Source organism: Komagataeibacter intermedius TF2 (genome assembly GCF_000964425.1).
Taxonomy (GTDB): domain Bacteria; phylum Pseudomonadota; class Alphaproteobacteria; order Acetobacterales; family Acetobacteraceae; genus Komagataeibacter; species Komagataeibacter intermedius.
On the sequence record NZ_BANF01000031.1, the window covers coordinates 1 to 20,868 of the forward strand.

The window sequence follows — 20,868 nt, forward strand, 5'->3', positions numbered from 1 at the left end:
CGCGCGCCCCACATGTTGCCCAGCAGGTTGCCGCTGGTATCCAGCTTGTCGCCATCGCCTGCGGCCTTTTCTTCCGTGTCGGCCTGCGCACGTTCTGAATCGCGCACGGTGGCGGGGTCGATCTGCTCGACCAGCGGGGTGGAATTGCCCAGGCGCGCGCGACCTTCCTCGATCTGGGTCTGGACCTGTGCAAAGCCGGTCGCGGGAAGGGCCAGCCCGAAACATACAATCCATGATCCGGTGCGCAGGCGCTGTCGCGTGCTGCCGAAGGGAAGGGCAGGAACGAAAAAGCTCGATCCCTTCAGGATACGTCGTGTCTGTTTCAGGGTCATGCTTTCCACCGCAACTGATAATCACTATCAATAAGAGTGACTCTCAATCACACTTTGACGCAAACCCGTCAACCGCAGACGACATGCAAAAATTGCAATCCAGATGTCAGCGCAAGAAAACTTTAGGTACACCTTCACTATTCAGGCACGACATAATCATTACGCCTGTCCACAGGCATAGTGAAATACTTGCACCCACCCGGCCCCGCAGCGAGACGACCGGATTTCCCCTAAGTACAGATAAATAAACCGAACGGTGGCACCACATGGCATTGAACATGGCCAGCGTGATCAGCAGCAGCTTGGGGGTCAGGTACGCCCGGCTGCCAATATGCACCGGATCATAGAAAAACAGCACGACGCCCGTGACCATGGCGATGGCAAAGGTGATGTGCAGCGGGCGGACCATCAACTGCGCGGTGGGGGCCAGGCGCGGCGCCATGCGGGGGTTGAGGATGCCAAGGTCAAACAGCATGTCCATCCCGAAAAACATGGCCATGCTGACGATATGCGCAATGCGGATCAGATAATGGACCGGCTGCAGCCAGAAGTGTAGCATCCGGCTGTCCATTGCGATCAGGACCTCATAAGGTAATCGCATAAACGCGAGGGGATGGCTGATCATGGCGGGTGGTCTCCGTGTGTATCGGACACGACATACCATCCGTTGACATTGATAACAATTATCATTATCAGATTTGTGTAATCAGCCGAAAGGGAATCTGCGATCTGTCGCGGCTTTACTGGAATTAAAAAAGAAAACATTAATCCGTGACCTGATGATCAGAGAGATGGAAACAGTCATCATGAATAAAAAAATTTCTATACTGGCACTGGCTATTGCGGCACTCCCCGTTGGTGTCACCGCGGCGCAGGCGCGTGAATATCCCATCGGTGGTCCCGTCCATGCGCATGACATGGAAATCGCGTCGAGCTACCTGACCGGGATCATGGTGGACCCCATGCCCGCCGGCATGACCGACAATACCAAGCCCGATACCATCCACCTTGAAACCGATGTCCATGCCACCGCCGATAACGTATGGGGCTACCCCGACGGGGCGTGGGTGCCGTACCTTACGATCGGCTATTCGCTGACCAAGGACGGCACGCCGTGGAAGGCCGAAGGCACGATGCACTTCATGACCGCCAAGGACGGCCCGCATTATGCCGATAACGTGCAGATGGATGGCCCGGGCCGTTATACCGTCGTGCTGACCTATTCTTCGCCCGAGCAGAGCGGCTTCCTGCATCATGTGGACAAGGAAACCGGCACGCCGGGATTCTGGCAGCCGTTTACCGAGAAATTCAATTTCGCCTACCCCCAGAAGTAATCCCCGAACAGGGGACATGACCTCACAGGTCGGAGTAAAGTGATGAGACGGATACTGGATAACTGGCGCGTGCTGGCATGCGGGATGGTGACGGTCATGGGCCTGTCAGCAGCGATCCCCATGGCACGGGCCGAAACCGTGACCGACCTTGCTGGCCGCAAGGTGGATGTCCCGGCCAGTGTCCATCGCATCATCCTGGGGGAAGGGCGGCTGATCTATGCTCTTGCCCCGTTGGAAAAACAGCACCTTTTTGACCGGATCGTAGGGTGGCAGGGGGAGTTCCGCGGCGCGGATACCCAGAGTTATGATCAGTACGTCGCCACCTTCCCGCAGGCGGCGAACGTGGCGCTGATCGGCAAGACCACGGCGGATACGGTCAGTCCGGAACGGGTTCTGGACCTGCACCCCGACCTTGCCATCCTGACGGTGTCCGGCCATGGCCCGGGAGCGGCCAGCGAACTGGTCTCGCAACTGGAAAGCGCCCACGTGCCGGTCATCTTCGTCGATTTCCGCGCCGATCCGCTGCATGACACCGTCACGTCCATGCAGATATTGGGAAAGGTCCTGAATCGTGAGCACGAAGCGGCGGAATACCTGTCCTTCTATCAATCGCATCTTAAACATGTGACCGACCGGGTGGCGTCGCTGCCGCAGGGGCAGCGGCCAAAGGTCTTTATCGAAATGCTGGCGGCCATGCGTGAAAGCTGCTGCCATACGGCGGGCAAGGGCAACATGGGGGCGTTCATTGAGGCCGCCGGTGGCCAGAACATCGCCGCCCCGCTGCTGCCAGGATATATCGGCGATATCGATCTGGAAAAAGTCATCTCCGCTGATCCTGACATTTATATAGCCGACGGCACCAAGGGGCCGAAGGCCGCCGGGCCGGGCCTGCGCATGGGGGCGGAGGTCACGCCGGACGTCGCGCGCGCGTCGCTGCTGCGGGTGACGGAGCGGCCGGGCATTTCCAGCCTGCGCGCGGTCACGACCGGGCAGGACTATGGAATCTGGCATTCCTTCTATGATTCGCCATACAATATCCTCGCGGTTGAGGTCATGGCGAAATGGTTCCACCCTGACCTGTTTGGCGATCTGGACCCGGATGCGACGCAGAAGGAACTGTACGCCCGCTTTCTCCCGGTCAGACAGGAAGGGACCTTCTGGATCAATGCGCGTCCCTGATGATGACACCGTAACCGCGTCCCATGCCATTTCCCCCGATCTGTCGGATTTTGCCCGGCAGGTGCGCGGGTCCTACCGCATGCTGCTGCGGCGGCGTCTGGGAATTCTGGCGGTCATTGCCGGGTGTATCGTCGCATCGGTCGTGCTTGATTTCTGCCTCGGGCCATCGGGCCTGTCGGTGGGGGCGCTGATCCGCACGCTGCTGCACCCGCATGACGTATCGGCAGGGCAGAGTGTCATTGTCTGGCAGATCCGCCTGCCATACGCGCTCATGGCCGTGTGCGTCGGGGCGGCGCTGGGGCTGGCGGGGGCGGAAATGCAGACCGTCCTGGCCAATCCGCTGGCCAGCCCGTTTACGCTGGGGGTTTCGGCCGCGGCGGCGTTTGGCGCGTCCCTGGCCATTATCCTGCAATGGCGACTGCCCGGTGTGCCGGATGCGTGGGTTGTGTCGGCCGATGCCTTTGTGTTCGCCATTGGTTCCGTCCTGCTGCTGGATATGGTGTCGCGCAGGCGCAATGCGGGGACGGGTACCGTTGTACTGTTCGGTATTGCGCTGGTGTTTGCGTTCCACGCGCTGGTGTCCCTGTTACAGTTTGTCGCCAATGAAGACGCGCTGCAGGATCTGGTGTTCTGGACCATGGGCAGCCTGACGCGGGCGACATGGCCCAAGCTGGGGCTGCTGGCGGCGGCCTGCGTGGTGGTGGCGCCGCTGTCCTTTCGCGCTGCATGGAAACTGACCGTGCTGCGCATGGGGGAAGAACGGGCGGCCAGCCTGGGGGTGGATGTGCCGCAGGTTCGGCGGGGCGCGCTGCTGCGGGTCAGCATCCTGTCGGCGCTGGCGGTGTCCTTTGTGGGGACGATCGGGTTTGTCGGCCTGGTGGCCCCTCATATCGCCCGTCGCCTGCTAGGGGAGGATCATCGTTTCTACCTGCCCGGCAGCATGTTTGTCGGTGCGCTGGTCATGTCGCTGTCCTCGGTGGCGGCGCGTAACATCATGCCTGGTGTGGTGATCCCCACGGGCATCGTTACGGCGCTGGTCGGTATTCCGTTCTTCCTTGCCATTGTCCTGCGTCGGCAGGGGCTGTCGTGATGAACGGCCTGTTTGCGGAACATGTGACCGTACGATACGGCCGCCGCACCGTTCTGGATGACCTGACCGTAGGTCCGTTTCCCACGGGCAGGGTATCGGCCCTGCTTGGCCCCAATGGCAGTGGCAAATCTACCCTGTTACGCGCCATGGCGGGATTGGGGGAGGCAACGGGGCGGGTCATGCTGGGCCCGGACGAACTGTCGCGCATGTCGCTGGCGCAGCGCACGCGGCGTTGCCTGTACCTGCCGCAGACCCTGCCGGCCACCGTGCACCTGCAGGTATTGGAATCCCTGCTTGCGGCCCAGAACGCCACGGGCGTGATGCCGGACGTCACGGGCGGCGACGAAATTGACGCGGCCCTGCATATGCTGGACATATTCGGCATAGCGGATCTGGCCATGCGGTATATGGATGAACTGTCGGGCGGCCAGCGTCAGCTTGTGGGTCTGGCACAGGCATTGGGGCGGCATCCGGATGCCCTGTTACTTGACGAGCCCCTCAGCGCGTTGGACCTGCATCATCAATTTGCCGTTATGGATGTACTGCGTCGGGAGACCGAACGGCGTAACATCGTGACGGTCATGGTGTTGCATGACCTGAATATTGCCGTGCGCATGACGGATTACGACGTCATCCTGCGCAATGGTAAAATTATTGCATCCGGCTCCCCGCGCACTGTCATTACGCCTGATACGCTGCGCCAGACCTATGACATTGTCGCCCGTGTCGAAACATGCAGTCGTGGACTGCCGCATATCATGGTGGACGGATTAAGTTAGGGGGTCCGTTATTACGGAAACAGGCAGGGGAAAGGGCAGGATGTGGGCGCATCCTGCCCTTTCGTTTATTTATGCGCAACAATCATATAATTATTACAAATAATGTAATATTCCTGAACACATTCTGTTGTCCGGAAACCGCGGCATGGGTGATGTCACATAAATCTGAATGACGGGTAGGGCGGTTGGATAAGTATACAACTGACGCGTGTATTTCTTGCATATGATTTCTGACCATGATGACCGGTATTAATGCCGGATCTGTCATTAATGTAATAACATGCGTCATGATTGCGCTGTCATGACCGGAATGCGTTATGGATGATGCGGATTGTCCGTAGCAATGTCCATATCCATATATATACGGACATGTCAGTATGGCCCATCCCGGATGTCGTTTTCTTAATATGTAATAACTGAATGTTTTGCGTTTGGCTGTTGTGACAACTTTTGGCATGTCAAATGAAGGAAAAGAAATTTCCATTATCCGCCAATGTGGCTGATGGCGTGATATTAATTTCACATCATATTGAAAACAAAAGAACTTCTATAAAGATAAAGAATTTTTCGTGTTTACCTTGAATCCGGCATTTTGTTTTCATACCAAATCGTTTATTACAGTGATCGTATCGGGAATCCCGGATACATTTTTTATATGATGTATTTATAAAATAATGAAAATTCATTAACAAAAATCAGTAAAATCCGAAGTTTCGATAAATCTGTTCAATGGTTCCAGAGAAAAAATTGCATATCCTGCATGGATGCGATAATGGACGGGGTTATTAGCGTGTAATCAGGCGTGTTGGAACATGTGGACACACTGATATGCAACCTGTGCTGGCGTTGGTCGCGTGTGCGCCTGTAATGGGGGATATATAAAAAATACGCGGCAGAAGGCTTTATTGTGGTTGCATAATAGACACATGATTATTACTGATAGGGGAGAGAGGTCCCCGGACATCAATCGACAGAGGAAAGACCAGACATTGGATAATAAAGATCTTCCGCATACCGAACTGGTATCCATGACGACAGAGATCGTGGCTGCGCATACCAATCATAATACCGTTGGCATTGAGCAGATCCCTACCCTGATCGAAACGGTTTATACTGCGCTGAAGGGGCTGGGCGTGGAAAAGGCGGTTGAACCCGCCCCGCTTCAGCCTGCAGTGCCGATCAAGAAATCAGTATTTCCTGATTACGTGATCTGTCTGGAAGATGGCAAGAAGCTGAAAATGCTCAAGCGCCACCTGCAGACAGCGTATGGCATGACCCCCGAACAGTATCGTGAAAAATGGGGCCTGCCCGCCAATTATCCGATGACCGCGCCCAACTATGCCGCGCATCGTTCGTCCCTGGCCCAGAAGATCGGTCTTGGCCGCAAGGTCGTGGCGGAACCGGAAGCCCCCCCTGTGGAAGCAGCCCCGGCAAAGCCTGCCCGCAAGACCCGCCAGCGCCGCAAGAAGGCCGCTGACGCAGAAGCATAATATCAGACGTTATGACATAATGAATGCCCAGCCTGTTCGCAGGCTGGGCATTTATGTTTGTAGGAAACGGAAAAGAAAATTTCTCACATGTAATGACATGGGAAAGGGCGCGTCCTTCCACTTGCCCATGTTGCATGTGGCCGTTTTTTCGTGGTGTCCGTATCAGCGTTCTGTCGTCATGGCCTGATTTCACGCACGTGGAAGAAACGCCAGTAGACGAAGCAGGCCAGTTGATCTGTTTTGTTGAAATATGGATGTAACGATATGATACGGCATATACGGCTTTTTCATTTCTGTATTGTTTCCATTTCATATGCCGGTCAGGTGGATGGAACCGGGGCCGTTCAGTGGTCGGAAACCATTTAAAAGCCTGTTTATGAAATGACACCCAAGTCGGGCAGACGGTCCCGGTAACGCTTTTTTTAAAGCATTGGACAACAATGTCTGTCGAAAAACGCGGTGTCTGAAATTGCTCCGTCATGAAGTCTGTTCAAATATTGTCCTGGGCCGGGCGCACATAGTCCCGCGTGGAATAACGGCTTTACTTCATGCTGCGTATGTTATTCGTGCGGTCCGGTTCGGGCAGGGTATGGTCCGGGTCCAGGACAGCCCGGGTGACGGGCCGCCCACCGGGAAAGGTTACCGTAACCGTGTCCGTCAGGTGCCAGCTTTCGGTGGGGATGGCCTGATCGGCATGCGTACCATCATCATATTCCAGCCGTAGCGTTACTGGCAGCATGAGCCGACCCTGTGTCCGTACGCTGACCTGCGTTCCCTGACGGGCATCATTATTGATATAGGACAGATCGGACAGGGCATAATCGGGCCAGTCATTTTCAAAATACCAGCCTCGCCAGAACCAGCCCAGATCTTCCCCGCTTTCACTTTCCATTATCCGGAAAAAGTCCGATGGCGTCGGGTGGCGGTACGCCCAGGCCTGAATATATCGCCGGAAGGCAGCATCGAACCGCTCGGGACCAAGTATCAGGTCACGCAGCAGCACAAGCCCATATGCACTTTTGAAATACGAAACCGAATGCCGGTATTTCTCCGGTACCAGTTCTGCTGCTGTCATAAGGGGCGGCGCCAGCGGGTCGGTCAGGACGGGAATGATGTCGTCCGCAGGGCGGCCGGTCTGTGGTGCGAATTCCGGATCATGTTTCGGGGCATATTCCCCATGGTTGAAATGTCGGGATGCATAGACGTCAATGAAAGTATTGAATCCTTCATCCATGAATGCGTAACGTCGTTCGTTGCTGCCCACGATCATGGGAAACCAGCCATGGCCGAGTTCATGCGTGGTAATCCAGAACAGTGTTGCATCGCGGTCTTTCCAGCCGTCAAAGACAATACCCGGATATTCCATGCCTGCCCCATGCCCGCCGACATTGATGGCATTGGGCCAGGGGTAGGAGAACCACTGGCGGGAAAAGTATTCGATGGCATGCTGCGCATATTCGGTGGAACGGTCCCATGCCTGCGGGCCGCGTCCCGCGCGTGGGTAAACCGACATGGCCAGGCGTGGCGCAGACGGCATGCCGGGGGCAGGGCGGACGGGCGGCAGGTCCATTCGCGCCGCGTCCCACATAAAGGCAGGCGACGCGGCAAAGGAAACGTCGCGCGTGTTTTCCATATGGAAATGCCACGTCTTTTCCCCTGCATGGGCCAGATGGCTGCCGGGGTCGGTTACGTCATGCGCCGTGCGGATCATCACGGTTGCGCGGCTGCGGGCGGCCTGCGCCAGTCGCGCACGTTCGGTCCGGGTCAGGACAGCGTCAGGGTTGAGCAGCGCGCCAGAACCCACCACCGTGAAATTCCACGGCACCGTGACCGTATAATCAAAGTCACCGTATTCCAGATAGAACTCCTGCCCCAGATACGGCAGCGTGTCCCAGCCACGATGGCTGTCATAGACGCACATGCGCGGATACCACTGGGCGATTTCATATATGTCGCCATCCTCGGTGGGCGTTACCGCCGTGCGGCCGCCCCATGGGCCGGGAATGGTGTAATGCCAGCGGATGCGCAGGCGCAGCCTGTGTCCATGTGGCAATGGGGCACCGGGCAGGGCAAGCTGCATGCGGGTGTCGGATATATGGGGCTGGAGCGGTATTTCGCGTCCTTCATGAAGGATGGCGACTGAATCGAGTGTAACCCCTTCGGTTGTCCGTGCATGGCGTTCGGGGTTGGCGAAACCCGCGCGGGAACGGGGGCGGTATATGTTCTGGTCCAGTTGCAGCCATAGCGTATCAAGGCTGTCGGGACTGTTGTTGGTATAGGTCAGGGTTTCCTCACCCGACAGGACATGGGTGGGCGTGTCGATCCGCGCATGGATCACGTAATCCGCCCGGTTCTGCCAGTAATCCGGCCCCGGCAGGCCGGAACCCGCGTTATAGCGTGTCGGGGCATCCGGCGGGGTCAGGGTGTCAAAGATCTGTCGCATGTCCATTGTGGAAACGTCGGGCGCCGCCTGCGCCCCCGTCACACAGCAGTAGCCCATGCTGATGAGGATGAGTGCGCGTTTTCCATATGCCATTTCCCGTGCCTCCCGCCTGCCATGGTTGCGGCACGGTAATGGATTGCGTCCCGGGCGCAAGGCTCCGCCTGATAGGCGTGGATAGGGTCAGACGACTTTCAGCCCGACAGTCACAAGGATCGCCGCCAGGATGAATCGCTGCGCCCGGTCAGGAACCAGCCCGATGCACAGGCTGCCCAGTATGATGCCCGGTATGGAACCGCACAGAAGCGAGGTCAGCAACGCGACATCGATATCCCCGATCCACCAGTGTCCCATGCCCGCGATGGCCGTCAGCGGCACGGCGTGGGCAATGTCGGATCCGACCAGCCTGCGGATTTCCAGCGTGGGATACAGGAAGATCAGCGCCGCCATGCCAATGGCCCCGGCCCCCACGGAAGACAGCGTGACCATGACCCCCAGCACCGCGCCCAGCACGGTGGTCAGCCGACCGGTCATGGCGGGGGACACACTGCCTGCCTTCTGTCGCGACAGTGTCTGCAACCGCTGGCGGAACAGGACACTTGGTGCGGTGATCAGCAGGGCGATGCCCAATGCCACGGAAATCACATGCGTCACCTGTGCCGAGGGACTGCCCGCCCAGTGCAGCATGCCGATTGTCAGGATGGTGGCGGGTATGCTGCCCATGGCCAGCCGTCCCACCACGCGCCATTCCACGGACTGGCGGCGGCCATGCGCCAGCGTGCCCACCGTCTTGGTCAGGGCCGCATACAGCAGGTCCGTGCCAACGGCCGATTGCGGATGTACCTTGAACAGCAGGATAAGCAGGGGCGTCATGAGCGACCCGCCCCCCACGCCCGTCATGCCGACAAGGAAACCGACACCTAGGCCGGAAAGCACGTAAAGCAGGTTGATCGATTCAGGCAGATGCATGGCGTGTGGGCTTCATGGCTCGATGGTCATTGATCAGGGGTATCGTCCATCCGGCAGGGAAAGGACCGTCTGCCCTGTCAGTTTCTGATCGCTGCATATGCAAATTACACCAAAAAATAAGTGCTTTTCGGAAATTGTCCACGATTGTTTATGTGCAATTTCGCGCAAGCACAAGACCGAACGGTGATATGGAGGGTCCATATTTTTGCACATAATCCGTGGAAATACGCAAAAACCCACGTTTTGCGCACATACCGGGGAATACCACGCGGGCGGGCAGCAAAAGCCGATGTGGCACGGTCATGGACCGGTGCCGGGCTTTTCCATCCGATGACTGGGGGAAAGAGCCGATGCGTTCGGCTGGACGTATTGTTATCAGGTCAGGCGGGAATACGCTTCCCGTGGCGGCATCAGGTGCACGGCCATGCCTGCCCATATCATATGGTGCAGCATGGCGGAAAAATCTCCGGTAACGCTGTTTCGGAACGCTTCAGGGGGCGCCGTCTTTCTGGCGAAAGGCGACGCCCGGAAACAGTCGGTCCGGACTGGCCGTCAGGGCAGGCGCGCCAGATGACCGGCCAGCAGGGACCACAGGCCATCGCTGTCCACATGCCGCAGGAAACGGGCATTCACGGGCCGGTCGGTCACGTGCCACCAGTCAACGGCCGTGGCGCCCTGCATCAGCGGGCCATCGACCTGCACCGATACATTGACCTCCCGCCCCGAAAACAGGTCTGGCGCCAGCAGCCACCCAATGGTGCAGGGATCGTGCAGGGGCGAGCCATCCCAGCCATATTTTTCCAGGTCAAAGCGTTCGGAAAAGCCCAGCATGCTGGCCGCTGCCTGCGCGCACCGCCCCGGCATGGCGCGCAGCTGTGCCAGACGGGGGGGCGTGACCAGGAACTGATGCGTTACATCCAGCGGCAGCAGCGTAAGCGGGATATGGCTGCGCAATACGATATCGGCGGCGTCGGGATCGGCGAACATGTTGAATTCGGCGTTTGGGGTAATATTGCCGCATTCGGAATAGGCCCCGCCCATGGACACGGCCTGTTCCACCCGCTGCGCGATATCCGGTGCCTTGACCAGCGCCATGGCAAGGTTGGTCATGGGACCCAGCGTGACCACCGTTATGGCGCCCGCAGGATGCGCGCGGATCGTGTCGATCAGGAAATCCACCCCGTGCTGTGCCTGTAGCGCGATGGTGGGGGCGGGCAGGGTGGGGCCATCCATGCCGCTCTGGCCATGCACATGCTCGGCGGTGATAGGGGTGCGGCGCAGCGGGCGCGCGCAGCCCGCATAAACCTTTATGTCCCTGCGCTCCGCCAGTTCCAGGATCTTGCATGCATTGGTTGCCGTCTGCGCGACCGGCACGTTGCCCGCCACGCTGACAATCCCCAGCACCTCAAGGTGGGGAGACGCCAGCGCCAGCATGATGGCAATGGCATCATCCTGACCGGGGTCGGTATCTATGATGATTTTACGCCTGTTTTCGGGCAATGGTCGTCTCTCCTGAAATAAGCTGGTCAATACTATGTCCATCATGGTCCCGTGTCAGCCCGCAGGGCAGGGATCAGCCATCATATCATGGCGGAAGTCCGTTTCCGTGCACTGTTCCGGTCCGCCTGCGCTCAGGCTGTCATGCAGTGACGGCCCGCCATCCCCCCGGGCGGCCATGGGCTGAAAATATCCCCGTTGTGGCGCAACCTGTTTTCATCGTGCCCGTTGCATGCTGACCCATGAATGGAGACATGCCATGTTCATGATTGAGGAAATGGGAACACCCCGGAACATCATTCCCTTCCGGCCTGCTTCGGTCGTGCCACGCCCCCCCATCGGTGATCCGGATCATGATCCCGGGCAGGGTGAACCCGATGAGAAGGAACCGCTGGACCTGCCCGAAGACCCCGGCCCGGATTATGATGAGGAAGAACCCATTGACCCGGACAAGGATGGACTGGTCGAACCGCTGGAACCCGATGAGGAGGACGAAGGCCCCGTGGCGGACTGAACCGGCATGCCGGCGTGACCTGCCCGGTTAAACGGAAAAGGGTTTTGACTCGATGGTTGGCGCATCGTAACATCGTGGCCTGCGTCATCCGGCCCTCCGGCCCCTGACGCCACGGCAACGGAGAGCGGAAACAGGTGCCTTCCCTGACATACCGGGTCATGTCACGCTGTGCCTGCCTGTTGCCCATCCTTCTGTTGCTGTTGTCCATGTTCCTGCCCGATGCCGGTGGGCGGGCTGGCGAGGTCGCAGGCCTGTCGCGCCCGCAGGCTCGCGCACGGGCGCAGGCCATGGCCACGCTGGGCCGGGACATGTTCCATGACCCGCGCCTGTCCGCATCGGGGCGCATGGCCTGTGCGTCCTGTCATGCGGACGCGCACGCCTTTGCGCAGACCAATGACAGGTCCGTGCAGGCTGGCGGCCATCGCGCCGTGCCGTCCCTGAAATACCTGCAGGACGTCCCCCAGTTTACCGGGCATTTTTATGACTCGGAAGATGAAGCCGATGAAAGTATCGATAACGGTCCCACCGGCGGCCTGACATGGGATGGCCGCGCCGACACCGTTCAGGCGCAGGCGGGCATCCCCCTGCTGTCGCCCTATGAAATGGCGAATGCCAGCAGGGCGGACGTGGTCCGCAGGGCCAGTGCCGCAGGCTATGGCGCGCGCCTTGACGCGCTGCTTCCGGCCAATAGCGATACGGATGCCCGCTTCGCCATGGTGGCGGAAGCCCTTGCGACCTACCAGCAGGATGAACGGCTGTTTTATCCCTATACCAGCAAATACGACGCGGTACTGGCAGGCCGGGCGCGACTGTCTGCTCAGGAAGCGCGTGGGTTGCGTCTGTTCGAGCAGGAAGACAAGGGAAACTGCGCATCGTGCCATATCAGCGCGCCGGGGCATGATGGCACGCCCCCGCAGTTTACCGATTACGGTTTCATCGCCCTTGGCGTGCCGCGTAATACGCATATCACGCTGAACCGTGATCCCGGCTATTTCGACCTGGGGCTGTGTGGTCCTGACCGCACGGACCTGCATGACCATCCGGAATATTGTGGCCTGTTCCGCACGCCATCGCTCCGCAACGTGGCGACGCGGCGGGTATTTTTCCACAATGGCGTCATGCATTCCCTGCGGCAGGCCGTGGCGTTTTATGCCCTGCGGGATACGCGGCCCGGGATGTGGTACCCGACCGGCGCGGATGGTCGCGTGCGCATGTATGATGATCTGCCCGTGCAATATCATGACAACATCAACATGGACCCGCCCTTTGGCCCCCGTCCCGGTAACAGGCCGGCGCTGTCGGATGCCGAAATTGATGACATCGTCGCGTTTCTCCGCACCCTGACCGACGGTTACGTCCGGCCCGATGGCAGAACGCCGTGACCGTCTGCCATTCGCCCCGCCCGGCGCGTGGGGACCAGAGGGCATGCGTGTGTGGCTTCCAACCCGCGCGGTCTTGGGGTACAGCAGGCCGGTCGGGGATACCGGCGCACGGGACAGGCGAGGGATCGTATGATGGAACAGAAACTCCGGGAAATTAACGGCGGCCGGACGCTGCTGATGAACGCGGGCGCCTTTTTCTGTGTCGTGGCGATGCTGGGGATCGCAAACCTGATCTGCCGCTTCGTGCTGCATACAGATGTGGTGTTCCTTATGCCGTGGCTGCTGGCGGCCACGGGGCTTTTTTTCTTCCTGCCTGCGCTCATGCTCTGGCTCATGACGGGGAAGCCGTCGGGGTCCTGAATGCGAAAGGAGCATAAAACGCCCGTCAGCCGATGGACATGCGCAGGGCACATGCCTATTGAGGCGTTATGTCTTCCATCGGATCCAATCGGGGCGTCAGGCTCGGCATAGATTTCGGCACGACCAACACTGTCGTGGTCCTGCTTGATGCGCAGGGACGGCCATATCCCGCGCGATTTTCCTTTCCCCATTATCCCCCCGCAGAAACCTGCCGCACCCTTTTGTGCCTGTGGCGGGAGGAGGGGGCGCCGGGACGCTCCGCCCTGCATGAAGCGATCGGGGCAGCGGCGATCGACGCCTATCTGGAAGACCCGGCGGACAGTCGGCTGATCATGTCCATGAAGTCCTACCTGGCGCAGGCATCTTTCCGTCAGACCCGCCTGATGGGACAGGTCATGACGCTGGAAATGCTGATCGCCAGTTTCCTGACATGCCTCATGCGCACGCTTGGCATCGATCCGGCCGATGTTACGGCCACGGTTGGCCGTCCGGTGCATTTCGCGGGTGAACGGCCTGATGATGCACTGGGGGAAGAGCGCCTGCGCGACAGTTTCCGCGCGGCGGGATTCCGCCATGTTGACGTGGCGCTGGAGCCCGAGGCGGCAGGCTGGCATTTCGCACGGCGGCTCGATGCGCCCGCTACCGTGCTGGTTGGTGATTTCGGCGGCGGCACCAGTGACTTTTCCATCCTTCGCTTTGATCCCGCCAATCTGCGCCATGCCACGCCACTGGGCTATGCCGGTGTCGGCATTGCGGGCGATCAGTTCGATTACCGTATCATTGACAATGTCATCGCGCCGGAACTGGGCCGTCATTCCACCTATCGCGTCATGGGGGGGCAGCCGCTGCCGGTTCCGGCCGAATGGTATGCAAGCCTCGGGCGCTGGCACCGTCTGGCGCTGATGCGCACCCCCCAGACATTGCGCGATATCGCGGATGTCGCCTGCACCGCGTCCGAACCCGACAGGCTGCATGCGCTGATGAACATTATTGATGACCAGCAGGGGCAGGCGCTGTATCGCGCGGTGGGGGCCGTAAAACGGGACCTGTCCACCGCTGACCGGGCGGTGCTGCGGTATGACCACCGCGACGTGCACATAAACCGTGAAATCACGCGCGCGGAATTCGAAGGCTGGATTGCCCCTGACCTGAAGCAGTTTGATGATGCGGTGGGGCTGGCGCTGGAACGGGCGCAACTGCCCGCGACCGCGATTGACCGGGTGTTTCTGACAGGTGGCACATCGTTCGTGCCTGCAGTGCGCGACCTGTTCAACCGCCGGTTCGGGGCGGAACGGGTGGATACGGGGAACGAATTCGTATCAGTTGCCGAAGGGCTGGCCCTGATCAACGCCTGAAGGTGAAATGAAAGCATAAAGGTTTCTGGTGAAACTTTTTTCAAAAAGCTTCGGGACATGTCGCCTTGCCAAAAAAACCGTTTCTCTGATTTCTCCTTGAACTTGTAAGCCATTTTCACAGGCTGCGATTGTCTTGGTCATCCATGGACAATCATGATCCGCCACTGTCAGTGGCCGTATGATCCGCGTCTTCATGAAGGGGAGAGAGTATGCCATGATCGGGCTGAAAGGTCGGCGGCATTATCAATCCCATGGCGGCTGCCTGTCATGCAGTCCAGTTGTGTTGCGACGGGCCGGGAATGGAGAGCATGTGCATGTGGGCTGAAGGCGGGGAAACGGGATGAAGAAGATTACATGGGCAATTGGCGTCATGGCAGGGGCGCTGGTCTGTGGCTGTATTGCCCGTGCCGGAAGTTCCCCCGATGTGCTGTGGCATATCGTGCATGAAAAATGCACGGTGCAGGCGAATGCCGGCCCGTGTGAGGAAGCCGATACGCATGCCGGTTACGCCGTGCTGAAGGACCGTGTCGGGGTCGGGCAGTACCTGCTGATCCCGACGGAACGGGTCACAGGTGTGGAAGATCCCCTTGTTACGCGTCCGGACGCGCCGGATTACTTTGCCTACGCATGGCGGCAGACGGCCCGTGTCAATGGCAGGCTGCCCCATCCGCTACCGCCAGAGGATATGTCCCTGGCCATCAATTCGGCCTACGGACGTAGCCAGAACCAGTTGCATATCCATGTCGATTGCATCCGTCCCGATGTCAAGGTGGCGCTGCACTGGGCATCGCCGCGCCTTGGGCGCGACTGGACCGCCCTGCCACTTGCCGGGCATGCCTATCGTGCCCGTCTGGTCAGTGTGGGGGATCTGTCAGGTGCGCGGCCCTTCGGGCTGCTGGCGCACGATCTGGCGGACCCGACACGGGAAATGGGACAGCATACACTGGTTGTCACCGCCATCAGGCAACCCGATGGGCAGACGGCTTTCGTGATGCTGGATGACCGTGTTGACATCGCCCATGGCGATCTTGCGTCAGGCGAAGAACTGCAGGACCACGAGTGCCGGATACAGCATTTCCCCTGATTCCGCAGGGCAGGAATTTCATGTGGATAACCAGATAGGTCCTGTTCACATTTTCCTATAGTCGGGCCGCAGGGAACCCGTTAGGGCAGGAAGCCATTGTACTGTCCGGGCCGGGTAAGGCAGGACAGGCGTGCTGTCGTTTCTTTCTTCAATCCGGACCCGTTGTGACCAAGGAAATACATATGTCTGGTGTTCCCCTTCCATTTTCAGGAAAAGTAGCCGTAGTAACCGGCGCCGCAGGTAATATCGGCCTGGCGGTGGCGACCCGTCTGGCCAGTCAGGGCGCTGATCTGGCGCTGTTGGATGTTGATGCGGCCAAGCTGGAACAGGCGCGTGCGACACTGCTTGAACATGACGTGCGCATTAATATCTATACCTGCGACGTTACGAATGATGAACAGGTCCGTCAGACGGTCGAAACCGTGGTGGCGGAACTGGGACAGATCGACTTTCTGTTCAACAATGCCGGTTATCAGGGGGCTTTCGCCCCGATACAGGATTATCCCGCAGCCGATTTCGCCCGCGTCATGCAGATCAACGTGTGCGGCGCGTTCCATGTGCTCAGGCATGTTGCACGGCATATGGTCGCGCGTAAATCTGGCGGAATCGTCAATACCGCCAGCATGGCGGGCGTGCAGGGACCGCCCAACATGGCGGCGTACGGGGCATCCAAATTCGCCATCATCGGCCTGACCGAAGTGGCGGCAAAGGACCTGGCCCCATACAATATCCGTGTCAACGCCATAAGCCCCGCCTTCATGGGGCCGGGCGTCATGTGGGAGCGGCAGGTGGAGCTTCAGGCGAAGGCCGGAAGCCAGTACTTCTCCACCGATCCCAAGGAAGTGGCGCAGCAGATGATCGGCAGCATCCCCATGCGGCGCTATGGCAACATTAACGAAATTCCCGGCGTGGTGACGTTCCTGTTCAGTGATGATTCCAGTTACATGACCGGCGTCAACCTGCCCATTTCCGGCGGTATCTGACCGGTCAGTCCCGGCAGGCTGTCAGAATGAGCTACAGCCTGCCGTAATGGACAGTCCGACGGACTGCTGCTGGAAACGGGTGCGGTAGTCCTGCCGGATGGCCGCGATGCGGTCGGACAGGTCAGGGATCGGTGGGGTGACAATCCAGATGATATGGCTGGGTTCATGCCCGATCCGTCCTGTTTCACGATCCTGCCACTGTCCGTCTGCCTGGAATACCGACAGCCCGGCGGGAAAGCGCGGCGTTACGGTATCGCGCAGGAAGTCACTCCATTCCTGTTTGGTAATTTTTTTACCGTGCGGACGATACATCCCGAACATAAGCGATACCCGCAGGCCCATCTGACCATGTACCGCAGAACAGGTCGATCCCAGCATGTCGGGTGCGGCGGCTGGCGGGGCGGCTGTCAGCAGGTCACGCGCCATGGCGGCGTGTGCCCATCCCGGTATTGCCAGTGCCGCAAGCACGACCGGCATGAAACGCCGGTTATGCCAGCGTGGTGACGTGATGGGTGGAACGTTCTGGCGCGTCATTGTCTATTCCGATGTTATTCAGGGCCTTGTTACGGAAACAGGATAATATGTCCTGCGCCCCTTGACCAGAGTATCGGGATGACGCCAACCATCCTGATCGCGCATGGTTTTTTTTCCACCAGCGGATGGCCATGTCCCTGGTTTCATGCATGTCAGGGCATGCAGGGCGGATGCGGAAACACGATATGTCTGCTCCGCACCCGTTTCAAAAGACAAATACAGTCTGCACGTCCTGAAGATATGTGTGGTGCAGGTTTTTTCAAAAATCTCCATAAAACGTCGCCTTTAAAAATATAAGGCGACGCCGGGAACTCTTATATTTCAGCATTATGTTATTTTTTAACGCCTCTTTCCACAATGCAGGACCGCATGGCGTTATGCTGGCGGGACACGATACATGGCACACAGCTTGTTGCCGGTCGGGTCGCGCAGGTAGGCAAGGTAGAGGTCGCCTGATTCATGGTGACGAATGCCCGGCGGGTCTTCGCATGTTACGCCGCCATTGGCCACGCCCGCCGCATGCCACGCGCGCACGGCGTCTTCCGAACGGGCATGAAGGCCGATCGTCCCGCCATTGGCGGCGGTGGCAGGCTGGCCATTGACCGGCTTGGTCACGACCAGGCGGCCGGTGCGATCGGCATAGACCAGACGCCCCTTGGCATTGATTTCCGACGGCGGCACATCGAGGGCTTCAAAGGTGCTGTCATAGAATTTCTTCGAGGCTTCAATATCGTTCGAACCGATGACGATATGGGTAAACATGAAAGTTTCCTCTGTTCTGTCCGGATGCGATCATGACATAGGCCACGACAGGGCGGCAACCGCGTCACGGCGGGGAATAAGCGTGGACCGGGGAGCAATTTTTTGTAACAATACCGGATGGGATCAGCGATCAGGCTGATCAGTGACCTGACATGTTTGCGAAAAAAGGAAAACCATGCGTCTTATTGCTTCACTGGCCGTCGTGACCGGACTGGTTGCAGCACCACTTGGCGCGCATGCGGCATCGCTGCATACGGACTGGGAAAAATACAAGGCAACCCGTGCGTTCAATCATCTGTCCGCTGATGGCCAGCGCGCGATGGCTGATATCCTGAATGCAAAGCAGACCCTGGATGCAGGCCAGACCGATGCCGCCATTCCCGCGCTGTATGACGCGACAAAGCGCCTGACCGCCGCAGGCAAGGCGAATGGCAGGTTCATGGCCGCTGAAAACAGCCTGCAGCCAGCCCCCCGGCATCCCGCCCCCAGCGGGCATGTAGCGGGCACGACGCCGGTCGCATGGCTGCCGGTTGGTGGTGAAGTTATTGGCAGCGAAACGCTGGCGCCGGAAAAGAAGGCCGCCATTTCCACCGCCAATGCCCAGCTGAAGGCAGGCAAGACCCAGCAGGCTGCGCAGACGCTGCAGGTCGTGGCGGAAGATGCCGACTTCATCATGGCGATCGCGCCGCTGGACCAGACGCTGGGCGCGGTTAACCGTGCCACCGTCTTTACCGAAGCCCGCCATCCGCAGGAAGCATCAGCGGCGCTGCAGCAGGTTCTCGACAGTCTTGTCTTCGTATCGGAAGACTTTGCTGAAACGGCCATCCCCGATCAGGGGCGCAGGCAGGCCCCGGCCAGTAAATAACCGGCCAGCCAGGCCGGGCGCCCCGCCATGTGCAGGGCGCCCGGAGACGGGCGTCATTCCTCCCCGCCCACTTTTTTCTTCTTGCGCTCGGCGTCCACGCTCAGACGCTGGAACACGCCAAGGGATATGACAATCGCCGTCGCCACCACCAGCAGGCTGGCGGGATACAGGATATCGGATGGCGCGCCGGTATTGGTTTCAAAAACACCAACCAGCCCTTCTATGAATACCGCGATGATGATGGTGGTAATGAATTTGGTGAGGCTGGCGCGTGCTTCGCCCAGACTTTTCTTGCCGCTTGTCTGTATGACCTCCTCTTCCACGAAATATTTCGCCACGTCGAACACCGCGACTGCAATCACGACATAGCTTATGGCCTGCAATATGGCGTTCCGCCCCGCATGCCACGAATGACCCAGCGCGGACAGCAGGTCGATCATGCCGAATGTCAGGAGCAGGAGCGCCAGCAGCATGAGCATGACACTTGCGCAGGCAAAGGCGAAGCGTGACAGATGTTGCATTGAGTGGTTCCGTCATTCCTGTGGGCGGGTTGTGCAGGTGACTTTTCGGGCCGGGGCGTGCCCGGGGTCGCGCTGACAGTCATAGCCTGTCTTTTCACATGCTTTCCGCCTGCAACGGTTTCAAGGGAAGAATGGGGGACGTTCCGGTTTTTATATTATGAACCCGATACCCAATTCATAAACCAGTGATGTAATATTATTTTTTTATTTTGATGGATGGCGCCGGAACCGTCCACGCCCTGTTCCGTTGATCTGTTTACAGCGTGGGTATGCACGATTGCTTCCCCATCATGGCTCCGGTCGGGGCCGGGGAAAAACAAGGATCTTATAAGGCAACCGCGCTGTAAAAAGGTGAACGATCATGGTTTATCGCATCAACCAGCGCGAACGCACCAGTCTGACAGCAATGGCCTTCACCGACCGTCATGGCGGCGCGGCTGCGCACAAGCCGGGCAACTGCGTCGATGCTTCCCGGCATGCGGCGGCAGCCGACTGCCGGGGTGGGCGGTACGATGCGGGCTACGGCTGCGAAAAATCCTGAACGGAACGGGCGGTCCCTTTGCGGGGTCCGCTTTTTTTTGGGGGAAAACCGTCAGCCTGCCCGTATGTTCCGATGCAGCCGACGGTGCCCCTGCTTTCCATATCTGATTGTCCGGCCGGGATATTCATGAACGTGCCGGGCAGCATGGTCCCTGTGCCGACCTACCGCAATGGCGGGGCCGTTGTGCGCGATCATGTCCATTTTCAACCATCTGGAGTAATCCCAATGAAGAAAAGCATGATGGCAATGCTGGGGTTGGCGATATGCATGTCCGCTCCCGCCGTGGCGCAGTCCATACCCGAAAAGACGGGGGTCAATTCCCTTATGGGCATTGCCCCGCGAACGGAGGATTTCATCAAGCTCGCCACAATCAGCGACATGTTTGAAATCCAGTCCAGTGAACTGGCGCTGCAGGGCAACAGCCCGGCCCTGACGTCATTCGCCACGCAAATGGTCGAAGACCATAAAAAGACATCCGCCGCCCTGCAGGACCTTCTGCGCAGCGGTAATGTGCAGGTACAGCCGCCAACCGCGCTTGATGAAAGCCATCAGGATGAACTCGACAAGCTCAAGGGCCTGCATGGCCGTGATTTCGCGCTACAGTACAGAACGGACCAGATTTCAGGGCACGAGGATGCCGTCTCCCTGTTCCGTCGCTATGCTGAACATGGTGAAAACGCATCCCTGAAAACATGGGCGGCCAATACGTTGCCCATGCTTGAAAATCACCTGCGGGCGGCAAGATCCCTTCCGCAATAGATGACGGGATATCGTGTTCGTGTCCATGCTGCTCCGTTGGCTGCAACTTTTCGCAATGCATGATGCTGAACCCGGATATCGGGCAAAGGATGGTTCCA

22 protein-coding genes and 1 pseudogene are annotated in these 20,868 nt (G+C 58.9%); 14 read left to right on the forward strand and 9 right to left on the reverse strand.

Annotated elements, in window-relative coordinates; genetic code table 11:
• Both B7449_RS05320 and B7449_RS05325 read right to left on the reverse strand, forming a co-directional pair.
• Window positions 1-332: pseudogene (locus B7449_RS05320) on the reverse strand (carbohydrate porin); the annotation flags it as partial.
• Window positions 333-438: 106 nt separating this feature from the next.
• Window positions 439-957, reverse strand: coding sequence for a hypothetical protein (locus B7449_RS05325; protein WP_039736063.1), 519 nt, complete (start codon window positions 955-957; stop codon window positions 439-441).
• A 166-nt stretch (window positions 958-1,123) separates the two neighbouring features.
• On the opposite strand from B7449_RS05325, the gene B7449_RS05330 reads away from it, so the two are divergent.
• The 5 genes from B7449_RS05330 (at window position 1,124) to B7449_RS05350 (ending at window position 6,204) form a co-directional block, all read left to right on the forward strand.
• Window positions 1,124-1,666 (forward strand): iron transporter, encoded by a 543-nt coding sequence (locus B7449_RS05330; protein WP_039736064.1) that lies wholly within the window; start codon window positions 1,124-1,126, stop codon window positions 1,664-1,666.
• A 42-nt stretch (window positions 1,667-1,708) separates the two neighbouring features.
• On the forward strand, window positions 1,709-2,845 hold the full coding sequence (locus tag B7449_RS05335; protein WP_039736065.1) for an ABC transporter substrate-binding protein: 1,137 nt from the start codon (window positions 1,709-1,711) through the stop codon (window positions 2,843-2,845).
• The gene (locus B7449_RS05340; protein ID WP_039736066.1) at window positions 2,832-3,935 is read left to right on the forward strand and encodes a FecCD family ABC transporter permease; all 1,104 of its coding nucleotides are present in this window, start codon (window positions 2,832-2,834) and stop codon (window positions 3,933-3,935) included. Before B7449_RS05335 ends, B7449_RS05340 begins: the two co-directional genes overlap by 14 nt.
• Entirely contained in the window at window positions 3,935-4,714 is a 780-nt protein-coding gene (locus B7449_RS05345; RefSeq protein ID WP_039736067.1) for an ABC transporter ATP-binding protein, read from the forward strand. The genes B7449_RS05340 and B7449_RS05345 overlap by 1 nt, the downstream gene beginning before the upstream one ends.
• Window positions 4,715-5,703: 989 nt before the next feature.
• Window positions 5,704-6,204: a MucR family transcriptional regulator gene (locus B7449_RS05350; RefSeq protein WP_010516243.1), complete on the forward strand. Its 501-nt coding sequence runs from the start codon at window positions 5,704-5,706 to the stop codon at window positions 6,202-6,204.
• 541 nt (window positions 6,205-6,745) lie between these two features.
• Here the strand turns inward: B7449_RS05350 and B7449_RS05355 are convergent.
• From B7449_RS05355 to B7449_RS05365, 3 genes are all read right to left on the reverse strand, one after another.
• Window positions 6,746-8,740 (reverse strand): M1 family metallopeptidase, encoded by a 1,995-nt coding sequence (locus B7449_RS05355; RefSeq protein ID WP_039736068.1) that lies wholly within the window; start codon window positions 8,738-8,740, stop codon window positions 6,746-6,748.
• 87 nt (window positions 8,741-8,827) lie between these two features.
• The gene (locus B7449_RS05360) at window positions 8,828-9,613 is read right to left on the reverse strand and encodes a sulfite exporter TauE/SafE family protein (protein WP_039736069.1); all 786 of its coding nucleotides are present in this window, start codon (window positions 9,611-9,613) and stop codon (window positions 8,828-8,830) included.
• A gap of 552 nt (window positions 9,614-10,165) precedes the next feature.
• Window positions 10,166-11,113 (reverse strand): nucleoside hydrolase, encoded by a 948-nt coding sequence (locus B7449_RS05365; protein WP_039736070.1) that lies wholly within the window; start codon window positions 11,111-11,113, stop codon window positions 10,166-10,168.
• Window positions 11,114-11,369: 256 nt separating this feature from the next.
• On the opposite strand from B7449_RS05365, the gene B7449_RS05370 reads away from it, so the two are divergent.
• The 4 genes from B7449_RS05370 (at window position 11,370) to B7449_RS05385 (ending at window position 14,721) form a co-directional block, all read left to right on the forward strand.
• Entirely contained in the window at window positions 11,370-11,624 is a 255-nt protein-coding gene (locus B7449_RS05370; RefSeq protein WP_235721160.1) for a hypothetical protein, read from the forward strand.
• Between the two features lie 206 nt (window positions 11,625-11,830).
• Window positions 11,831-13,006 (forward strand): cytochrome-c peroxidase, encoded by a 1,176-nt coding sequence (locus B7449_RS05375; protein ID WP_373321547.1) that lies wholly within the window; start codon window positions 11,831-11,833, stop codon window positions 13,004-13,006.
• Window positions 13,007-13,057: 51 nt separating this feature from the next.
• Window positions 13,058-13,366 (forward strand): hypothetical protein, encoded by a 309-nt coding sequence (locus B7449_RS05380; RefSeq protein WP_232275950.1) that lies wholly within the window; start codon window positions 13,058-13,060, stop codon window positions 13,364-13,366.
• Window positions 13,367-13,434: 68 nt separating this feature from the next.
• Entirely contained in the window at window positions 13,435-14,721 is a 1,287-nt protein-coding gene (locus B7449_RS05385) for an Hsp70 family protein (RefSeq protein ID WP_039736073.1), read from the forward strand.
• On the opposite strand, the gene B7449_RS21005 is transcribed toward B7449_RS05385, so the two are convergent.
• Window positions 14,686-14,862 carry a hypothetical protein gene (locus B7449_RS21005; RefSeq protein WP_159108151.1) on the reverse strand — a complete coding sequence of 59 codons (177 nt, stop codon included), beginning with the start codon at window positions 14,860-14,862 and terminating at the stop codon, window positions 14,686-14,688. The two genes, B7449_RS05385 and B7449_RS21005, sit on opposite strands and share 36 nt — an antisense overlap.
• A 199-nt stretch (window positions 14,863-15,061) precedes the next feature.
• On the opposite strand from B7449_RS21005, the gene B7449_RS05390 reads away from it, so the two are divergent.
• On the forward strand, window positions 15,062-15,805 hold the full coding sequence (locus B7449_RS05390) for a CDP-diacylglycerol diphosphatase (protein WP_039736074.1): 744 nt from the start codon (window positions 15,062-15,064) through the stop codon (window positions 15,803-15,805).
• 182 nt (window positions 15,806-15,987) lie between these two features.
• Complete coding sequence (locus B7449_RS05395) at window positions 15,988-16,788, forward strand: SDR family NAD(P)-dependent oxidoreductase (RefSeq protein WP_039736110.1); 801 nt, start codon at window positions 15,988-15,990, stop codon at window positions 16,786-16,788.
• A gap of 21 nt (window positions 16,789-16,809) precedes the next feature.
• On the opposite strand, the gene B7449_RS05400 is transcribed toward B7449_RS05395, so the two are convergent.
• The gene (locus B7449_RS05400) at window positions 16,810-17,322 is read right to left on the reverse strand and encodes a DUF3574 domain-containing protein (RefSeq protein WP_039736075.1); all 513 of its coding nucleotides are present in this window, start codon (window positions 17,320-17,322) and stop codon (window positions 16,810-16,812) included.
• 375 nt (window positions 17,323-17,697) lie between these two features.
• A complete protein-coding gene (locus B7449_RS05410) occupies window positions 17,698-18,084 on the reverse strand; it encodes a VOC family protein (RefSeq protein ID WP_039736078.1) in 387 nt (128 codons plus the stop codon).
• Between the two features lie 175 nt (window positions 18,085-18,259).
• Between B7449_RS05410 and B7449_RS05415 the strand changes: the two genes are divergently transcribed.
• Window positions 18,260-18,949 (forward strand): YfdX family protein, encoded by a 690-nt coding sequence (locus tag B7449_RS05415; RefSeq protein ID WP_039736079.1) that lies wholly within the window; start codon window positions 18,260-18,262, stop codon window positions 18,947-18,949.
• A 53-nt stretch (window positions 18,950-19,002) separates the two neighbouring features.
• Here B7449_RS05415 and B7449_RS05420 read toward each other — a convergent pair whose 3' ends face one another.
• Entirely contained in the window at window positions 19,003-19,470 is a 468-nt protein-coding gene (locus tag B7449_RS05420) for a hypothetical protein (RefSeq protein ID WP_039736080.1), read from the reverse strand.
• Between the two features lie 361 nt (window positions 19,471-19,831).
• On the opposite strand from B7449_RS05420, the gene B7449_RS21010 reads away from it, so the two are divergent.
• Together B7449_RS21010 and B7449_RS05430 are read left to right on the forward strand one after the other, a co-directional pair.
• Window positions 19,832-20,011 carry a hypothetical protein gene (locus tag B7449_RS21010; protein ID WP_039736081.1) on the forward strand — a complete coding sequence of 60 codons (180 nt, stop codon included), beginning with the start codon at window positions 19,832-19,834 and terminating at the stop codon, window positions 20,009-20,011.
• A gap of 225 nt (window positions 20,012-20,236) precedes the next feature.
• A complete protein-coding gene (locus B7449_RS05430; protein WP_039736111.1) occupies window positions 20,237-20,770 on the forward strand; it encodes a DUF4142 domain-containing protein in 534 nt (177 codons plus the stop codon).
• Window positions 20,771-20,868 lie beyond the last annotated feature (98 nt).